Origin of the sequence: Streptomyces sp. NPDC001796, assembly GCF_042892355.1 — a bacterium.
GTDB lineage: Bacteria > Actinomycetota > Actinomycetes > Streptomycetales > Streptomycetaceae > Streptomyces.
Genome location: NZ_JBIAUC010000001.1, coordinates 492,081 through 511,165 on the forward strand (window position 1 = coordinate 492,081; position 19,085 = coordinate 511,165).

A 19,085-nucleotide genomic window follows, 5' to 3' on the forward strand; every position below is an offset into this window, starting at 1 on the left:
GTCACCCGGCGCCCGCGGCCACCGCCACTCGCGCCCGCACGGCACCGACCCGCGCCCGTCGCGCCCGCATCGGCGTACCCCCTCCTACGCATCCGCACAGCCCCGTATCCCCGGGCCTGCGCCCCGTAGGCCACCGCCCCGGCGCTCCCGTCCCCGTCTCCAGTTAGGCTCAAAGCCTCAGGACCTTGATCTCGATGCTCGGGAGGCCGAGGGATGACCGTGCCCCAGGGGCGCAGAAGCAGCACCTTCACGCGACTGCTGCGACACGGTTTCACCGACCCCTCCGCCGCCGAGCGGCTGCTGGAGAGCGTCGAGCTGGCGCCGGTCAGGTCCGACCCCGTCCTGCTCGACGCGCTGGGCGCCACCGCCGACCCCGATCTCGCGCTGGGCGGCCTCGTCCGGCTGCTGGAGGCGCAGCCCGCGCCCACCGCCCGCCGGGAGCTCCTCGACACGCTGATCTCGGCCAAGCCCCTGCGCGACCGGCTGCTCGGTGTCCTCGGTGCCTCCGCGGCGCTCGCCGACCACCTCGCCCGCCACCCCGGTGACTGGCACGCCCTCGTCAACTACGAACCGCACGACCTGCACCCCGGCGTGGCGGAGTTCGAGCGGCAGCTCGCCGAGGCCACGGACCCCGTCTCGCTGCGCGTCGCCTACCGCCGCTGCCTGCTGTCCATCGCCGCCCGCGACGTGTGCGGCACCACCGACGTCGCCCAGGCCGCCGCCGAGCTGGCCGACCTCGCCACCGCCACCCTGCGCGCCGCCCTCCGTATCGCCCGCGTCGCCGCCCCCGACGACGCGGCGCTGTGCCGGCTCGCGGTGATCGGCATGGGCAAGTGCGGCGGCCACGAGCTGAACTACGTCTCCGACGTCGACGTCATCTTCGTCGGCGAGGCCGTGAGCGGCGCAGACGAGCGCAAGGCCCTCCAGGCCGCCGCCCGGCTCGCCTCGCACATGATGCGGATCTGCTCCGAGACGACCGTCGAGGGCAGTATCTGGCCGGTGGACGCCAATCTGCGCCCCGAGGGCAGAAACGGTCCGCTGGTGCGCACCCTGGCCAGTCACCTCGCCTACTACCAGCGCTGGGCCAAGACCTGGGAGTTCCAGGCCCTGCTCAAGGCTCGCCCGGTGGCCGGCGACCTCGACCTCGGCGAGGAGTACATCGCCACCCTCTCCCCGCTCGTCTGGCAGGCCGCCGAGCGGGAGAACTTCGTCGCCGACGTGCAGAAGATGCGCCGCCGGGTCGTGGAGAACATCCCCGCGGGGGAGGTCGAGCGTGAGCTGAAGCTCGGTCCGGGCGGCCTGCGGGACGTGGAATTCGCCGTCCAGCTGCTGCAGTTGGTGCACGGGCGGTCCGACTCCTCGCTGCGCAGCGGCAGCACCCTCGACGCGCTCAGGGCCCTCGCCGCCGGCGGCTACGTCGGCCGCGCCGACGCCGCCCAGCTCGACGACGCCTACCGCTTCCTGCGCTCCATGGAGCACCGCATCCAGCTCTACCGGCTGCGCCGCACCCACCTCGTCCCCGAGGACGAGGGGGACCTGCGCCGGCTCGGCCGTTCCCTCGGCCTGCGCACCGATCCGGTCGCAGCGCTGCGGCGCGAATGGAAGCGGCACAGTGGAGTCGTACGCCGGCTGCACGAGAAGCTCTTCTACCGCCCGCTGCTCGACGCCGTGGCGCAACTCGCCCCCGGCGAGGCCCGGTTGAGCCCCGACGCGGCCCGGGAACGGCTCGTGGCGCTCGGCTACGCGGACCCGGCCGCCGCCCTGCGCCACCTGGAGGCGCTGGCGTCCGGCGTCACCCGCAAGGCCGCCATCCAGCGCACCCTGCTGCCCGTGCTGCTCGGCTGGTTCGCCGACTCCGCCGACCCGGACGCGGGCCTGCTCAACTTCCGCAAGGTGTCCGACGCGCTCGGCAAGACCCCCTGGTACCTGCGGCTGCTGCGGGACGAGGGCGCCGCCGCCGAGAACCTCGCCCGCGTGCTGTCCGCCGGCCGGCTCGCCCCCGACCTGCTGATGCGCGCCCCGGAGGCGGTGGCCCTGCTCGGCGACGGGGACGGCGGCGGACTCGAACCCCGCTCCCGCGCCCACCTCGAGCAGGAGATCCTGGCCGCCGTCGGCCGCGCCGAGAACGCCGAGCAGGCGGTCACGGTGGCACGCGGCGTGCGGCGCCGCGAGCTGTTCCGTACGGCCGCCACGGACATCGTCGGCTCCTACGGCACCGAGGAGATCCCCGCCCGCCCGGATCAGGGCGCCCTGGTGGACCTCGTCGGCGGCGCGGTCTCGGACCTGACGGCGGCGACCCTGGCGGGCACCCTGCGGGCCGTGGTCCGTGAGGGCTGGGGCGACACCCTGCCCACCCGGTTCGCCGTCATCGGCATGGGCCGCTTCGGCGGACACGAGCTGGGCTACGGCTCCGACGCGGATGTGATCTTCGTGCACGAGCCGCAGGACGGCGTGGACGAACGGGAGGCGGCCGAGGCCGCGAACAAGGTCGTGTCCGAGATGCGACGGCTGCTGCAGATCCCGAGCACCGACCCGCCCCTGCTGATCGACGCCGACCTGCGCCCCGAGGGCAAGTCGGGACCGCTCGTGCGCACCCTGACCTCGTACGCGGCCTACTACCGCCGCTGGTCCCTGGCGTGGGAGGCGCACGCGCTGCTGCGGGCCGAGCCGGTCGCCGGGGACGAGGACCTGGGCCGCCGTTTCGTAGAACTGATCGACCCGCTGCGCTACCCCGCGCAGGGGCTCGGCGACGACGCCGTGCGCGAGATCCGGCGCCTGAAGGCCCGCATGGAGTCCGAGCGGCTGCCGCGGGGCGCCGACAAGACCCTGCACACCAAGCTGGGCCGCGGCGGCCTGTCGGACGTGGAGTGGACGGTCCAGCTGCTGCAGCTCCGGCACGGCCGGTCGGAGCCGGGCCTGCGCACCACCCGCACCCGCGCCGCCCTCGCCGCCGCCTGCGCAGCGGGCCTGATCTCCGACGAGGACGCCGCGATCCTGGACGAGGCCTGGGTCCTGGCCACCCGGGTGCGCAACGCGGTGATGCTGGTGCGGGGCCGCGCGGGCGACACGTTCCCCTCCGACACCCGGGAGCTGGCCGCCGTGGGCCGCTACCTCGGATACGGCCCGGGCCACGTCGGGGACATGCTGGACGACTACCGGCGTACGACGCGCCGGGCACGGGGCGTGGTGGAGGAGCTGTTCTACGGGTCGTGACGCGTCAGCGGCGGCGGAGCAGCACGCCCGCACGGTGGCGGGTCACACCCGTACCGGCACCAGCGCGGGCTCGCCCGCCGTCGCCACCCGTCGCGGCAGTGCGTAGGGCAGCGTGCCGTACCAGACCCGTGCCACCGTGAAGCCGAACGCCAGGCAGAGCGTGCCGCCCACCGCGTCCAGCCAGAAGTGGTTGGCGGTGGCGACGATCACCACCAGTGTCGTCGCCGGGTACAGCAGGCCCAGGACCCTGGCCCACGGCACCGTCGACAACGCGAAGATGGTCAGACCGCACCACAGCGACCAGCCGATGTGCATCGACGGCATCGCCGCGTACTGGTTCGACATGTCCTTCAGGTCGCCCGACGCCATCGAGCCCCACGTGTGGTGCACCACCACCGTGTCGACGAAGTGCCCGCCGTTCATCAGGCGCGGCGGCGCCAGCGGGAGGAAGTAGTAGCCCAGCAGCGCCACGCCGGTCGTGGCGAACAGGGTGAGGCGGGTGGCCGCGTAGCGGCCCGGATGGCTGCGGTAGAGCCACACCAGCACACCCAGCGTCACCACGAAGTGCAGTGTGGCGTAGTAGTAGTTCATCCCGATGATCAGCCATGTCACCGAGTTCACCGCGTGATTGACCGAGTCCTCGACGGCGATGCCCAGGTGGTTCTCCAACCGCCACACCCAGTCCGCGTTGCCCAGCGCCGCGGCCTTCTGCTCCGGCACGGCGTTGCGGATCAGCGAGTAGGTCCAGTAACTCAGCGCGATCAGCAGGATTTCGAACCAGAAGCGCGGGCGGCGGGGGGTGCGGATGCGGCGCAGGGCGCCGTGGATCGCGCCGTCCCGTGTGTCGTCCCGCGTGTCGTCCGCGACGGGCCGGGGAGCGCACTGCTCCTGGCCCCCCACCGCCGTCACGGTCCTGTCACCCATAGCTACAGAGTCTGCCAGAAAAGCATTCCCCCACCGATCATCCGCTGGCAGGGTTCCGGCCACCCGTTCTCCAACCGGCGTACTGGTACGGAGCGCCGGAACTACTGCCTAGGGACGACTCCGGTCCCCAGGAGCAGAAGCCGTCGACCCGCGCACCACCAGTTCCGGCATGAACACGAACTCACTGTGGGGTGCCGGTGTCCCACCGATCTCCTCCAGCAACGTGCGCACCGCCGCCTGCCCCATCGCCGGGACCGGCTTGCGGATCGTCGTCAGCGGCGGGTCCGTGAACGCGATGAGCGGCGAGTCGTCGAAGCCCACCACCGAGATGTCCGTGGGGACTTCCAGACCCCGCTGCCGCGCCGCCCGTATGGCCCCGAGCGCCATCATGTCGCTCGCGCACACCACCGCCGTGCAGTCCCGGTCGATCAGCGCGGTCGCCGCCGCCTGACCACCCTCCAGGGTGTACAGCGAGTGCTGGATCAGCCGGGACTCGATGTCCTCCACGGTCAGCCCGAGCTGCTCCTGAACGGTGCGCACGAAACCCTCGATCTTGCGCTGCACCGGCACGAACCGCTTGGGACCGAGCGCGAGTCCGATCCGCGTGTGCCCGAGGGACACCAGGTGCGTCACCGCGAGGGCCATCGCGGCCCGGTCGTCGGGGGAGATGAACGGCGCCTGCACCTTCGGCGAGAAGCCGTCCACCAGCACGTACGGCACGCCCTGGGCGCGCAGCCGCTCGTAGCGCTGCATGTCGGCGGTGGTGTCCGCGTGCAGCCCGGAGACATAGATGATCCCGGCCACCCCGCGGTCCACGAGCATCTCCGTCAGCTCGTCCTCGGTGGAGCCGCCCGGCGTCTGCGTCGCCAGCACCGGCGTGTACCCCTGCCGGGTCAGGGCCTGGCCGATGACCTGGGCGAGGGCCGGGAATATCGGGTTCTCCAGCTCCGGGGTGATCAGGCCCACCAGACCCTCGCTGCGCTGCCGCAGTCGGACCGGGCGCTCGTAGCCGAGCACGTCCAGAGCGGCCAGCACGGACTGGCGGGTGGTCGCCGCGACGCCCGGCTTTCCGTTCAGGACACGGCTCACGGTCGCCTCGCTGACCCCCGCCTGCGCCGCGATGTCGGCAAGCCGTGTGGTCACGGCACTGGACTGTACCGGCCGCGCCTCCGCTTGCCCACCAAAGGGACGCCGGGCCCGGGCGGCTGAACGCCCCGCTGCGGGTTGCTGCGTCATCGCGCTCCCTCGTGTTCTGTTTCGGCGTCCGTCCGCAACGGGATGATTCCCGCGCCGGTGACGTGTGGCAAGAGCTTGCAGAGTCTTGCACAAGTGTCCGTGGTCCCGCAGATCAGCCGCAAAGGCAGGTCTACGGGCCCTCACGGCGAGGTCACGGCGCGGTAACCATTGTCGCCTCTTTCATTTTTTTGCTGCAAGGTCTTTCGCAGCGGTTGCATCGCTGTTACGTTCACCGTCGCCCGGCGGCCTCCCCCACCGCCTCAACGGCGTGGGGGCACCCCCATCGAAGCAGTCGGCAGTCGGCAGGGGCGGCAGACGGGGCCGCCACCTGTAGCACTCGGGCTTTCACCCTCAAGGAGAACTCATGCGGCGTGGCATAGCGGCCACCGCGCTGGTGGCGTCCGTCGCCCTCGCGGCGACGGCCTGCGGCGGAAGTGACGGCGGCAGCGGCAAGTCCGACGGCCCGGTCACCATCACCTGGTGGGACACCTCCAACGCCACCAATGAGGCGCCGACGTACCAGGCGCTGGTCAAGGACTTCGAGAAGGCCAACCCGACCATCAAGGTCAAGTACGTCAACGTCCCCTTCGACCAGGCGCAGAACAAGTTCGACACCGCCGCAGGCTCCAAGGGCGCCCCCGATGTGCTGCGCTCCGAGGTCGGCTGGACCCCCGCCTTCGCCAAGAAGGGCTACTTCCTGCCGCTGGACGGCACCGCGGCCCTCGCCGACCAGAGCAAGTTCCAGCCCAGCCTGATCAAGCAGGCCCAGTACGACGGCAAGACCTACGGCGTGCCGCTGGTCACCGACACCCTCGCCCTGGTCTACAACAAGGCCCTGTTCAAGAAGGCCGGAATCACCGAGGCCCCCAAGACCTGGGACGAGCTGAAGTCCGACGCCGCCAAGGTCAAGGACAAGACCGGCGCCGACGGCTACTGGGGCTCCACCCAGGCCTACTACGCCCAGACCTTCCTCTACGGCGAGGGCACCGACACCGTCGACGCCGGCGCCAAGAAGGTCACCGTGAACTCGGCCGCCGCGAAGAAGGCGTACGGCACCTGGCTGAGCACGTTCTCCGGCAAGGGCCTGCACAAGGCCGACACCACCGCCGACGCCTACGCCCACATCCAGGACGCGTTCGTCAGCGGCAAGGTCGCCGCGATCATCCAGGGCCCCTGGGAGATCACGAACTTCTACAAGGGCTCCGCCTTCAGCGACAAGTCCAACCTCGGCATCGCCACCGTCCCGGCCGGCTCCACCGGCAAGGCGGGCGCCCCGACCGGCGGCCACAACCTCTCCGTCTACGCCGGCTCCGACAAGGCCCACCAGGAAGCGGCGCTGAAGTTCGTGGCCTTCATGACCTCGGCGAAGTCCCAGGAGGCCATCGCCCTGAAGAACTCCACGCTGCCCACGCGCGACGACGCCTACACCGCCCAGGTCAAGGCCGACCCCGGCATCGCCGGCTACCAGTCCGTCCTGCCCGCCGCCCAGCCGCGCCCGGCGCTGCCCGAGTACAGCTCGCTGTGGGGTCCGCTCGACACCGAGCTGCCCAAGATCGCGGGCGGTAAGGAGACGCTGGACAAGGGCCTGAGCAACGCGGAACTCGCGATCGCCAAGCTGGTCCCCGACTTCAGCAAGTGAACCGCCGTGGCCGCCGGATCTCCCTGGGGGAGGGATCCGGCGGCCACCGGCCTGTGCCAGGGCCGCTCGTTCCGATCAGGCCGGCTCGCTGATCCGGCCTGATCCAAACGAAAGACCCTGGCCCCCCTCGATCCGCAGACCTCCGAGAAGGTTGTCGAACCATGACAGTCGCCATCGACCGAGCGACCGGCAAGCGGCGCGGTGAGCCGGGACCGCGACCCGGCCTGGGCCGGCGCATCAGACACGGCTACCAGAAACACTGGTACGCCTACGCGATGATCGCACCGGTGGCGGTCGTGCTCGGCGTGCTCGTGCTGTACCCCCTGGTGTACGGCCTCTACCTGACGCTCACCGACGCCAACAGCCTCAACACCGCCCGCACGATCGGCGTCAACCACATCGACGCCACGTACAAGTTCATCGGGCTCGACAACTACAAGGACATCCTGTTCGGCCCGACCTCCTACGACCGCTTCTGGTCGCACTTCATCTGGACCATCGTGTGGACCGCGCTGTGCGTGGCACTCCACTACACGATCGGGCTCGGACTGGCCCTGCTGCTCAACCAGAAGCTTCGGGGACAGACCTTCTACCGGCTGATCCTGATCCTGCCGTGGGCCGTGCCCACCTTCGTCACAGTCTTCGGCTGGCGCTTCATGCTCGCCGACAGCGGCATCATCAACGCCGCCCTGCACACCCTCCATCTGCCCCAGCCGCAGTGGCTGGAGGACACCTTCTGGCAGCGGTTCGCCGCGATCATGGTCAACACCTGGTGCGGTGTGCCGTTCATGATGGTCTCGCTGCTCGGCGGCCTGCAGTCGATCGACGCCTCCCTGTACGAAGCCGCCGAGATGGACGGCGCGAACGCATGGCAGCGGTTCCGGTACGTCACCCTTCCTGGGCTGAGGTCCGTCAGCTCCACCGTCGTCCTGCTCGGCATCATCTGGACCTTCAACCAGTTCGCCGTCATCTTCCTGCTGTTCGGCACCACCGCGCCCGACGCCCAGATCCTCGTCACCTGGGCGTACTACCTGGGCTTCGGACAGCAGCCGCGTGACTTCGCGCAGTCAGCGGCCTACGGCATCCTGCTGCTGGCCATCCTGATCGTCTTCACCTCGTTCTACCGCCGCTGGCTGAACCGCAACGAGCAGCAGCTCGCGATCTGAGGCAGGAGTTCCCATGAGTACGACCACCGTCGAGACCTCCGTCGCGGTGACCGAGGCCGGTTTGGCGGGCGCCGCCCGCACACCCCGCTCCCGTGGTGAGCGGAGCCTCGTCGCGTCCCTCGCCTCCCACGGCATCCTGATCGTCGGGAGCGTCGTGGCGCTCTTCCCGGTCGCCTGGCTGGTGTTCCTGTCCCTCGGTCCGGACAAGGACGACTACCTGCACCCGAGCGGCATCTGGAAGAAGATGACGTTCGACAACTACTCGTTCGTCCTCCAGCACACGGGCTTCTTCGACTGGCTGAAGAGCTCCCTGATCGTCTCGCTCGGCACCACGGTGCTCGGCGTCCTGGTCGCCGCCACCACCGGATACGCGGTCTCCCGCATGCGCTTCCCGGGCTACCGGAAGTTCATGTGGGTGCTCCTGGTCACCCAGATGTTCCCGGTGGCCGTTCTCATGGTGCCGATGTACCAGATCCTGGCCGACCTGCAGCTCATCGACAACTACTTCGGCCTGATCCTGGTGTACTGCTCGACGGCGGTGCCGTACTGCGCCTGGCTGCTGAAGGGCTACTTCGACACCATCCCGTTCGAGATCGACGAGGCGGGACGCGTCGACGGGCTGACCCCCTTCGGCACGTTCGCACGGCTGATCCTGCCGCTCGCCAAGCCGGGCCTCGCGGTCGCCGCCTTCTACAGCTTCATCACCGCTTTCGGCGAGGTCGCCTTCGCCACCACCTTCATGCTGGACGACAACAAGTACACGCTCGCCGTCGGCCTCCAGAGCTTCATCAGCGAGCACGACGCCCAGCGCAACCTGATGGCCGCCACCGCGGTGCTGATCGCGATACCCGTGTCCGCGTTCTTCTACCTGGTGCAGAAGAACCTGGTGACCGGCCTCACCGCGGGCGGCACGAAGGGCTGAGCCCCGCCTCGCCGACAACGGCTCCCGCGCGCCTGTCCGCGCGGGGCGGCGGCCGCGGTGCCCTCCCCCAAGCTCTTCGAGCAGGGGGGACCCCCAGACCCCGCTCACCGCGGCCGCCTCGTCACCTGCCCGCCGTACCCATGCCCATGACCCGAAGCACTCCGTTACGTACCAAGGACGCCATGAGCCAGCACTCCGCCGACCCGGCCCCGAACACCGCCGTCGCCACCGTCGCCAAGCGCCGCGACTGGTGGCGGGACGCGGTGATCTACCAGGTCTATCCGCGCAGCTTCGCCGACAGCAACGGCGACGGCATGGGTGACCTGGAAGGCGTACGTTCCCGACTCCCGTATCTGCGCGAACTCGGCGTGGACGCCGTGTGGCTCAGCCCCTTCTACGCCTCGCCGCAGGCCGACGCCGGCTACGACGTGGCGGACTACCGTGCCGTCGACCCCATGTTCGGCAACCTGCTGGACGCGGACGCGCTGATCCGCGACGCCCACGAGCTGGGCCTGCGCGTCATCGTGGACCTGGTCCCCAATCACTCCTCCGACCAGCACGAGTGGTTCAAGCGGGCGCTCGCCGAAGGCCCCGGCTCCCCGCTGCGGGACCGCTACCACTTCCGCCCCGGCAAGGGGGAGAACGGTGAACTCCCGCCCAACGACTGGGAGTCCATCTTCGGCGGCCCGGCCTGGACCAGGGTCCCGGACGGCGAGTGGTACCTGCACCTCTTCGCCCCCGAGCAGCCCGACTTCAACTGGAACCACCCGGCCGTCGGTGACGAGTTCCGCTCGATCCTCCGCTTCTGGCTGGACATGGGCGTCGACGGCTTCCGCATCGACGTGGCCCACGGCCTGGTGAAGGCCGACGGCCTGCCCGACCTTGGCGCCCACGACCAGCTCAAGCTGCTGGGCAACGATGTCATGCCGTTCTTCGACCAGGACGGCGTGCACGAGATCTACCGCGAGTGGCGCAAGATCCTCGACGAGTACACCGGCGACCGGATCTTCGTCGCCGAGGCCTGGACCCCGACCATCGAGCGCACCGCGAACTACGTCCGCCCGGACGAACTGCACCAGGCCTTCAACTTCCAGTACCTGAGTACCCACTGGGACGCGGCCGAACTGCGCGACGTCATCGACCGCACCCTCGACGCGATGCGCCCGGTCGGCGCCCCCGCCACCTGGGTCCTGTCCAACCACGACGTGACCCGGCACGCCACCCGCTTCGCCCACGACGCGGCCCTCGGCACCCAGATCCGCGAGGCGGGCGACCGCGCACTGGGTCTCAGGCGGGCGAGGGCGGCGACGCTGCTGATGCTGGCGCTGCCGGGATCGGCGTACGTCTACCAGGGCGAGGAACTGGGCCTCCCGGACGTCGTGGACCTCCCCGACGAGGTCCGCCAGGACCCCGCCTACTTCCGGGGCGCCGGCCAGGACGGCTTCCGCGACGGCTGCCGGGTCCCGATCCCGTGGACGCGTACGGGTACGTCGTACGGCTTCGGCAGCGGCGGCAGCTGGCTCCCGCAGCCGGAAAGCTGGGGGGAGTTGAGCGTGGAGGCCCAGCAGGGCGTCCCCGGCTCCACCCTGGAGCTGTACCGCACGGCACTCGCGGCCCGCCGCGCCCACGCCGACCTGGGCGCGGGCGACGCGGTGGAGTGGCTGAAGGCCCCCGAGGGCGTCGTCGCCTTCCGCCGCGGCGACTTCGTCTGCGTGGCGAACACGACGGGCGAGGCGGTGACGATCCCGGCGTACGGGCGCGTGCTGGTCGCGAGCGCGGAGGTGACGGTCGCGGAGGCGGAGGCGAAGCTGCCGTCGGACACGACGGTGTGGTGGACGACGTCCTGACAGCGGTGCACCACATGCGTCGTAGGGCCCGCCGTCAGCACCGACGGCGGGCCCTGCGGTTTGCAGGTGCCGTCACCTTCCCCGGCCTGGTCGAGGCTCAGCCGGTTCGCTTGTCCAACCTTCCGGGCGGCCTTACCGTGTCGCGGTGGATCTCTTCTCACGCTCCTGGACGGCGTTGCGGGCGGCGGTCGCGGACATCCCGGACGAGGACTTCGAGCGGCCGTCCGGCTGTGCCGGCTGGCTCGTGCGGGACCTGGTGTGCCACCTGGTCATCGGTGCCCAGGACGTGCTGATCACCCTGGTGACGCCCGCTGAAACAGAACCGACCGTGGACGCGGTCGGCTACTGGAACCTCGTCGAACCGCCGACAGGCGAGGATCCGCTCGAGGCGCTGATCCCCCGGCTGGCGGCCGCATACGGCGAGCCGCGGTGGCTCAAGTTCCACTTCGACGACGTGGGTTCCGCCGCGGGCCGCGCCGCCGAACTCGCCGATCCGGCCGTGCGTGTCAGCACGCGCGACGAGGTGCTGACCGTCGGCGAGTACCTGTCCGCGTACGTGCTCGAATGGTCCCTGCACCACCTCGACCTGATCGCGTATCTTCCGTCGGCCGCCGAGCCGCCCGGCGAGACCCTCGCGGCGGCACGCGCGTTGCTGGAGAAGATCGCCGGAACCCCGCTTCCCGCCTCGTTCCCCGACAAGGACGCGCTGCTGATCGGCACCGGACGTCGCACGCCGACCGACGAGGAGAAGGCCGCGCTGGGCGACTTCGCCGCGAGGCTCCCGCTCGTCCTCGGCTGAGCGGGCCCTGTTCGCCTTCCGGCCGTAAGTTCTTGCGCCGTTTTCAGAGACCCCGGTCGTCCCCCGTGGACGGTGGGCCCCGGCGTCTGCCCGGGCCGTTCACCCAGGTCCAACCTGGCGCAATCCGGCTCTATTTCGCGTATGTGACAGGAACATGTCCGCAGGGTTGACCGCCGGGGGCAGGCCTCGTACGGTCTGCTGCACTGCAAGTAGTTGAAAACTTGCAGCAATTCCCTTCAGGGGGTGTCAGCGCCTCCCCAAGGCTCCCCTCAGCAGATCCTTCAACGGAGAAGGAACCCCCACATGCCCAACAGAACGCTCTCCGGCGCCCTCGCCCTCGTGGCGGCCGCGTCGGTCGCACTCGCCGTCCCCGCCGGGACCGCCCAAGCCTCCCCGCCCGGCACGAAGGACGTCACCGCCGTCCTCTTCGAGTGGAACTTCGCCTCGGTCGCCAAGGAGTGCACCAACACCCTCGGCCCTGCGGGCTACGGCTACGTGCAGGTCTCGCCGCCCGCCGAGCACATACAGGGCTCCCAGTGGTGGACCTCGTACCAGCCGGTCAGCTACAGGATCGCGAGCCGTCTCGGTGACCGCACCGCCTTCCGGAACATGGTCAACACCTGCCACGCGGCAGGCGTGAAGGTCGTCGTGGACACCGTCATCAACCACATGTCGGCCGGCAGCGGCACCGGCACGGGGGGCTCGTCGTACACGAAGTACGACTACCCGGGCCTGTACTCGTACGCCGACTTCGACGACTGCACCGCCCAGGTCACCAACTACCAGGACCGCTGGAACGTCCAGCACTGCGAACTCGTGGGCCTCGCCGATCTGGACACCGGCGAGGAGCACGTCCGCAGCACGATCGCCGGCTACATGAACGACCTGCTCGGCCTGGGCGTCGACGGTTTCCGCATCGACGCCGCCAAGCACATCCCGGCGGACGACCTGGCCAACATCAAGTCCAGGCTGACCAACCCGTCCGCGTACTGGAAGCAGGAAGTCATCTACGGCGCCGGCGAGGCGGTCCAGCCCACCGAGTACACCGGCAACGGAGACGTCCAGGAGTTCCGCTACGCCTACGACCTGAAGCGGGTCTTCAACAGCGAGAAGCTCGCTTACCTGAGCAACTTCGGCGAGCCGTGGGGCTACCTGAGCAACTCGGTCGCCGGGGTCTTCGTGGACAACCACGACACCGAGCGCAACGGCTCGACCCTCAACTACAAGGACGGCGCCAACTACACGCTGGCGAACGTCTTCATGCTCGCCTGGCCGTACGGCGCACCCGACATCAACTCCGGGTACGAGTGGTCCGACCCGGACGCGGGCCCGCCGAACGGGGGACAGGTCAACGCCTGCTGGCAGGACGGCTGGAAGTGCCAGCACGCGTGGCCGGAGATCAAGTCGATGGTCGCCTTCCGCAACGCCACGCGCGGCCAGGCGGTCACCAAGTGGTGGGACGACGGCAACAACCTCATCGCCTTCGGCCGCGGAAGCAAGGGCTATGTGGTGATCAACCACGAGGCCACGACGGCCGACCGCTGGTTCGAGACGTCGCTGCCGTCCGGCACGTACTGCGATGTGCAGGGCAACAGGACCGTGACGGTGAACAGCAGCGGCTGGTTCCAGGCGTCGGTCGCCCCTAACGCGGCCCTCGCCATCTACGCGGGCAAGTCCAGCTGCTGAGCCCGCACTTCCCGAGGGGCCCGCCGCCCGCCGTGTGCATGGCTGCGGGCCCTGTCGATGCAATTCCTTTCCGTTGCTTGCAGATCTCTTGCTGTAAACCTTGCGTGAGCGATACGGTCGCGCCGGCGTCCGGCGACGAAGCCGTCCCGCGGCGCAGGGGTCAGACCCACCTGAGCCGTATTCGCAAGGAGTTCACACCTGTGATACCGAGATGGCCGGCGCCCCCGACGCGCCGCACCCCGTACCGGAGAAGGGTCGCGGCCACCGTCGTCGCCGCGCTCGCCGCCGCCGTCCTCCCGCCCCTCGCCGCTCACGCCGCGCCCCCGCCCGCGCCCCCGTCCGACGCGAAGCTCGCCGCACAGCCCGCGCGGCACGGTGACACCCGCGAGCAGTTCTACTTCGTCATGCCGGACCGTTTCGCCAACGGGGATCCCTCCAACGACCGCGGCGGTCTCACCGGCTCACGTCTGACCACCGGCTACGACCCCACCGACAAGGGCTTCTACCAGGGCGGCGACCTCAAGGGCCTGACCGACCGGCTCGACTACATCAAGGGCCTCGGCACCACCGCCATCTGGATGGCCCCGATCTTCAAGAACCAGCCCGTTCAGGGCACGGGATCGAACGCCTCCGCCGGGTACCACGGGTACTGGATCACCGACTTCACCCAGGTCGACCCGCACTTCGGCACCAACAAGGACCTGAAGACCCTCATCTCCAAGGCGCACGCCAAGGGCATGAAGGTCTTCTTCGACGTCATCACCAACCACACCGCCGACGTCGTCGACTATGCGGAGAAGTCCTACGACTACCTCTCCAAGGGCGCCTTCCCGTACCTGACCAAGGACGGCCGGCCCTTCGACGACGCCGACTACGCCGATGGCACCAGGCGCTTCCCGGCGGTGGACGCCGATTCCTTCCCGCGCACCCCCGTCGTTCCCGCCGCCAAGCGGAACCTCAAGGTCCCGTCCTGGCTCAACGACCCGACCATGTACCACAACCGTGGCGACTCCACCTTCGCCGGCGAGAGTGCCACGTACGGCGACTTCTCCGGCCTGGACGACCTGTGGACCGAGCGTCCCGAGGTCGTCAAGGGCATGGAGAGGATCTACGAGCGCTGGGTGCGGGACTTCGGCGTCGACGGCTTCCGGATCGACACCGTGAAGCACGTGAACATGGAGTTCTGGACGCAGTGGGCGACCGCGCTCGACCGGTACGCCGCCGCGCACGGCCGCAGGAACTTCTTCATGTTCGGCGAGGTCTACTCCGCCGACACCTCCATCACCTCGCCGTACGTCACCCAGGGCCGTCTCGACGCCACGCTCGACTTCCCCTTCCAGGACGCGGCCCGCACCTACGCCTCACAGGGCGGCAGCGCACAGAAGCTCGCGGGCGTCTTCGCCGGCGACTACAAGTACACGACCGACCAGGCCAACGCCTATGAGCAGGTCACCTTCCTCGGCAACCACGACATGGGCCGTATCGGGTACTTCCTGAAGCAGGACAACCCGAAGGCCACCGACGCCGAGCTGCTCGCCAAGGACAGGTTCGCCAACGAGGTGATGTTCCTCAGCCGCGGCAACCCGGTCGTCTACTACGGCGACGAGCAGGGCTTCACCGGCTCCGGCGGCGACAAGGACGCCCGCCAGACCATGTTCGCCTCCAAGGTCGCGGACTACCTGGACGACGACGAGATCGGCACCGACCGTACGCACGCCAGTGACTCGTACGACACCGGTGCGCCGCTCTACAAGGAGATCGCCGCTCTCTCCAAGCTGCGCAAGAACAACCCCGCGCTCATCGACGGCGTCCAGACCCAGCGGTACGCCGCCGACGGCCCCGGTGTCTACGCCTTCTCCCGTACGGGTACGGACGGCACCGAGTACGTCGTCGCCTTCAACAACGCGGACGACGGCAAGACGGCCACCTTCGCCACCGGGTCGGCGGGCATGACCTTCCGCGGCATCCACGGCACCGACGCCTCCGTCACGAGCGACGCCGACAAGAACGTCACCGTCACCGTCCCCGCCCGGTCGGCGGTCGTCCTCAAGGCCGCCGGCCCGCTCGGCGCCCCCGCGGCCAAGCCGGCCCTCACCCTCAAGGCCCCGGACGCGGGTGCCACCGGCACGGTGGAGGTCTCCGCCGACGTCACCGGCGGGCAGCTCGACCGCGTCGTCTTCGCGGCCCAGGTCGGCGACGGCGCCTGGAAGGTGCTGGGCTCCGCCGACCACGCCCCGTACAAGGTCACCCAGACGATCGGCAAGGACGTCCCGGCCGGAACCGCCCTGCGCTACAAGGCGGTCGTCGTCGACTCCGCGGGTCGCACCGCGAGCGCCACGGCCGGCAGCACCACCGGCACCCCGCCCGCCCCGCAGGTCCCCACCGCGTCCTCGCGCGACCATGTGATCGTCCACTACAAGCGCGCCGACGGCGACTACGCGAACTGGGGCCTGTACGCCTGGGGTGACATCGCCGACGGCGAGGCGACGACCTGGCCGAACAGCCATCCCTTCATCGGCCGTGACGCGTACGGCGCCTTCGCCTACGTCAAGCTCAAGCCGGGCGCCTCCGGTGTCGGCTTCCTCGTCATCGACAAGGACGGGAACAAGGACGTCTCCGCCGACCGCAGCATCGACGTCACCAAGACCGGGGAGGTGTGGGTCGAGCAGGGCAAGGAGGCGGTGCTCACGCAGAGGCCCGGGTACCCCGCGCAGGACACCACCAAGGCCGTCATCCACTACCACCGCGCCGACGGGAACTACGACGGCTGGGGCCTGCACGTCTGGACCGGCGCCGCGAACCCCACCGACTGGTCCGCCCCCCTGAAGCCGGTGCGGACCGACGCGTACGGCGCGGTCTTCGAGGTGCCGCTCGCCGCCGGCGCCACCGGCCTCAGCTACATCATCCACAAGGGCGACGAGAAGGACCTCCCCGCCGACCAGTCGCTCGACCTGAAGGCGAACGGCTACGAGGTGTGGCTGCTGAACGGCCAGGAGAAGTACTTGCTGCCGCAGCCCGCGGGCAGCGCGGCGGCCCTCGACCCGGCCACCTCCAAGGCGGTCTGGATCGACCGGGACACTCTCGCCTGGAACGGCGTCGACGGCGCCGTGTCCACCCAGCTCGTCTACTCCCACGACGGTTCGATCACCGTCAAGGACGGGACGCTGACCAGTGACGACGAGCGCTGGCTGCGCCTGACGAGGACGACGCTGTCCGACGCGCAGAAGGCGAAGTTCCCGCACCTGAAGGACTACACGGCCTGGTCCGTCGACCCGCGCGACCGCGACCGGGTGCGTGAGGCGCTCGGCGGCCAGATCGTGGCCTCGCAGCGGGCCGCGAACGGCGCGGTCCTGGCGGCGACGGGCGTCCAGATCGCCGGCGTCCTCGACGACCTGTACGACGCGACGAAGGCCGAGCTCGGGCCGGTCTTCCACCACGGCCGTCCCACCCTCGCGGTGTGGGCGCCGACGGCCCAGTCGGTGGAACTGGACCTCGACGGCTCCACCGTCGCCATGAAGCGCGACGACTCCACCGGCGTCTGGTCCGTCACCGGCCCGGCGTCCTGGCGGAACAAGCCCTACCGCTACGTTGTGAAGGTCTGGGCGCCCAGCGTCCGTAAGGTCGTCACCAACAAGGTGACCGACCCCTACTCCCTGGCCCTCACCGCCGACTCGAAGCGGAGCCTGATCGTCGACCTGGACGACAGGTCCCTGGCCCCGAGCGGCTGGTCGGCTCTGAAGAAGCCGAAGGCCGTGCCGCTCAGGGACGCGCAGATCCAGGAGCTGCACATCCGCGACTTCTCGGTCGCGGACAGCACCGTGCCGGCCGAGGACCGGGGCACCTACCTGGCCTTCACCGACGACAACAGCGACGGCTCCAAGCACCTGAGGGAGCTGGCCAAGGCGGGTACCTCGTACGTCCACCTGCTGCCCGCCTTCGACTTCGCTACGGTCCCCGAGAGGAAGTCGGAGCAGTCCGCCCCCGGCTGCGACCTCGCCTCCTACGCCCCCGACTCCGACCGGCAGCAGGCGTGCGTCGCCGCGACCGCCGCGAAGGACGCCTACAACTGGGGCTACGACCCGTACCACTTCACGGTCCCGGAGGGCTCCTACGCCACCGACCCGGACGGCACGGCCCGTACCGTCCAGTTCCGCAGGATGGTCAAGGCGCTCAACGAGGACGGCCTCCGGGTCGTGATGGACGTCGTCTACAACCACACCTCGGCGAGCGGTGAGGCCGACACCTCCGTGCTCGACCAGATCGTGCCCGGCTACTACCAGCGGCTCCTCGCCGACGGCTCGGTGGCCAACTCCACGTGCTGCGCGAACACCGCGCCCGAGAACGCGATGATGGGCAAGCTGGTCGTGGACTCGATCGTCACCTGGGCCAAGGAGTACAAGGTCGACGGGTTCCGCTTCGACCTCATGGGCCACCACCCGAAGGCCAACATCCTGGCGGTCCGCAAGGCCCTCGACGCGCTGACCCCCGCCAAGGACGGCGTCGACGGCAAGAAGATCATCCTGTACGGGGAGGGCTGGAACTTCGGCGAGGTCGCCGACGACGCCCGCTTCGTGCAGGCCACGCAGAAGAACATGGCAGGAACCGGCATCGCCACCTTCTCCGACCGCGCCCGCGACGCCGTGCGCGGCGGCAGCCCCTTCGACTCCGACCCCGGGGTCCAGGGCTTCGCGTCCGGGCTCTACACCGACCCCAACTCCTCGCCGGCGAACGGCACCACGGCCGAGCAGAAGGCCCGCCTCCTGCACGACCAGGACCTCATCAAGGTCGGCCTGACCGGCAACCTCGCCAAGTACCGCTTCACCGACTCGGGCGGCAAGGAGGTCACCGGCGCCGAGATCGACTACAACGGCTCACCCGCCGGGTACGCGGACGCGCCCGGCGACGCCCTCGCCTACGCCGACGCGCACGACAACGAGTCGCTGTTCGACGCCCTCACCTACAAGCTGCCGAAGGACACCTCCGCCGCCGACCGGGCCCGGATGCAGGTGCTCGCCATGGCCACGGCCACCCTCTCGCAGGGCCCGTCCCTCTCCCAGGCCGGCAGCGACCTGCTGCGGTCCAAGTCCCTGGACCGCAACTCCTACGACAGCGGCGACTGGTTCAACGCCATCCACTGGGACTGCCGGGACGGCAACGGCTTCGGGCGGGGTCTGCCGATGGCGGCCGACAACCAGTCCAAGTGGCCGTACGCGGGGCCCCTGCTCACCTCGGTGAAGGTGGGGTGCGGGCAGATCGAGGGCGCCTTCGCCGCCTACCGGGACCTGCTGCGGATCCGGACCACCGAGCCCGTCTTCTCCCTCGCCACCGCCGACCAGGTGCAGTCGCGGCTCTCCTTCCCGCTCTCCGGTGAGGACGAGACGCCCGGAGTGATCACGATGGAGCTGGGTGACCTGGTCGTCGTCTTCAACGCGACACCGACGACGCAGCAGCAGACGGTCGCCGCCCTCGCCGGCGAGCACTACGCGCTGCACCCGGTGCAGGCAGCGGGCGCGGACTCTACCGTCAAAACGGCCTCCTTCGCGGCGAAATCCGGCACGTTCGCCGTTCCGGGTCGTACCGTCGCGGTCTTCACCCGGGGCACGCGCTAGGACACTAGCGTGGTGGGGCGGACCGGAAGCTCCGGCTCCGCCCC

The 19,085-nt window shown here is 70.0% G+C and carries 10 protein-coding genes; 8 read left to right on the forward strand and 2 right to left on the reverse strand.

The genetic code is table 11. The features are described from left to right. Positions 1–213: 213 nt before the first annotated feature. Positions 214–3,213, forward strand: a complete 3,000-nt coding sequence (locus tag ACFYZE_RS02190; RefSeq protein ID WP_388987179.1) for a bifunctional [glutamine synthetase] adenylyltransferase/[glutamine synthetase]-adenylyl-L-tyrosine phosphorylase — start codon at positions 214–216, stop codon at positions 3,211–3,213. Positions 3,214–3,255: 42 nt separating this feature from the next. Here the strand turns inward: ACFYZE_RS02190 and ACFYZE_RS02195 are convergent, their stop codons facing one another. Continuing rightward, positions 3,256–4,137 carry a phosphatase PAP2 family protein gene (locus tag ACFYZE_RS02195; protein WP_388987182.1) on the reverse strand — a complete coding sequence of 294 codons (882 nt, stop codon included), beginning with the start codon at positions 4,135–4,137 and terminating at the stop codon, positions 3,256–3,258. A 108-nt stretch (positions 4,138–4,245) separates the two neighbouring features. Further along, a complete protein-coding gene (locus tag ACFYZE_RS02200) occupies positions 4,246–5,280 on the reverse strand; it encodes a LacI family DNA-binding transcriptional regulator (protein ID WP_388987184.1) in 1,035 nt (344 codons plus the stop codon). A gap of 457 nt (positions 5,281–5,737) precedes the next feature. On the opposite strand from ACFYZE_RS02200, the gene ACFYZE_RS02205 reads away from it, so the two are divergent. The 7 genes from ACFYZE_RS02205 (at position 5,738) to pulA (ending at position 19,041) form a co-directional block, all read left to right on the forward strand. Beyond that, a complete protein-coding gene (locus ACFYZE_RS02205; protein ID WP_388987187.1) occupies positions 5,738–7,012 on the forward strand; it encodes an extracellular solute-binding protein in 1,275 nt (424 codons plus the stop codon). Between the two features lie 161 nt (positions 7,013–7,173). Further along, positions 7,174–8,178 carry a carbohydrate ABC transporter permease gene (locus ACFYZE_RS02210; RefSeq protein ID WP_388987190.1) on the forward strand — a complete coding sequence of 335 codons (1,005 nt, stop codon included), beginning with the start codon at positions 7,174–7,176 and terminating at the stop codon, positions 8,176–8,178. 13 nt (positions 8,179–8,191) lie between these two features. Next, the gene (locus ACFYZE_RS02215; protein WP_388987194.1) at positions 8,192–9,100 is read left to right on the forward strand and encodes a sugar ABC transporter permease; all 909 of its coding nucleotides are present in this window, start codon (positions 8,192–8,194) and stop codon (positions 9,098–9,100) included. A 182-nt stretch (positions 9,101–9,282) separates the two neighbouring features. Further along, positions 9,283–10,947 (forward strand): glycoside hydrolase family 13 protein, encoded by a 1,665-nt coding sequence (locus ACFYZE_RS02220; RefSeq protein ID WP_388987197.1) that lies wholly within the window; start codon positions 9,283–9,285, stop codon positions 10,945–10,947. Positions 10,948–11,092: 145 nt separating this feature from the next. Then, complete coding sequence (locus tag ACFYZE_RS02225) at positions 11,093–11,746, forward strand: maleylpyruvate isomerase N-terminal domain-containing protein (protein ID WP_388987200.1); 654 nt, start codon at positions 11,093–11,095, stop codon at positions 11,744–11,746. Positions 11,747–12,049: 303 nt separating this feature from the next. Continuing rightward, complete coding sequence (locus ACFYZE_RS02230; protein ID WP_388987203.1) at positions 12,050–13,432, forward strand: alpha-amylase family protein; 1,383 nt, start codon at positions 12,050–12,052, stop codon at positions 13,430–13,432. A gap of 200 nt (positions 13,433–13,632) precedes the next feature. After that, complete coding sequence (pulA, locus tag ACFYZE_RS02235) at positions 13,633–19,041, forward strand: pullulanase-type alpha-1,6-glucosidase (RefSeq protein ID WP_388987206.1); 5,409 nt, start codon at positions 13,633–13,635, stop codon at positions 19,039–19,041. Positions 19,042–19,085: the final 44 nt, after the last annotated feature.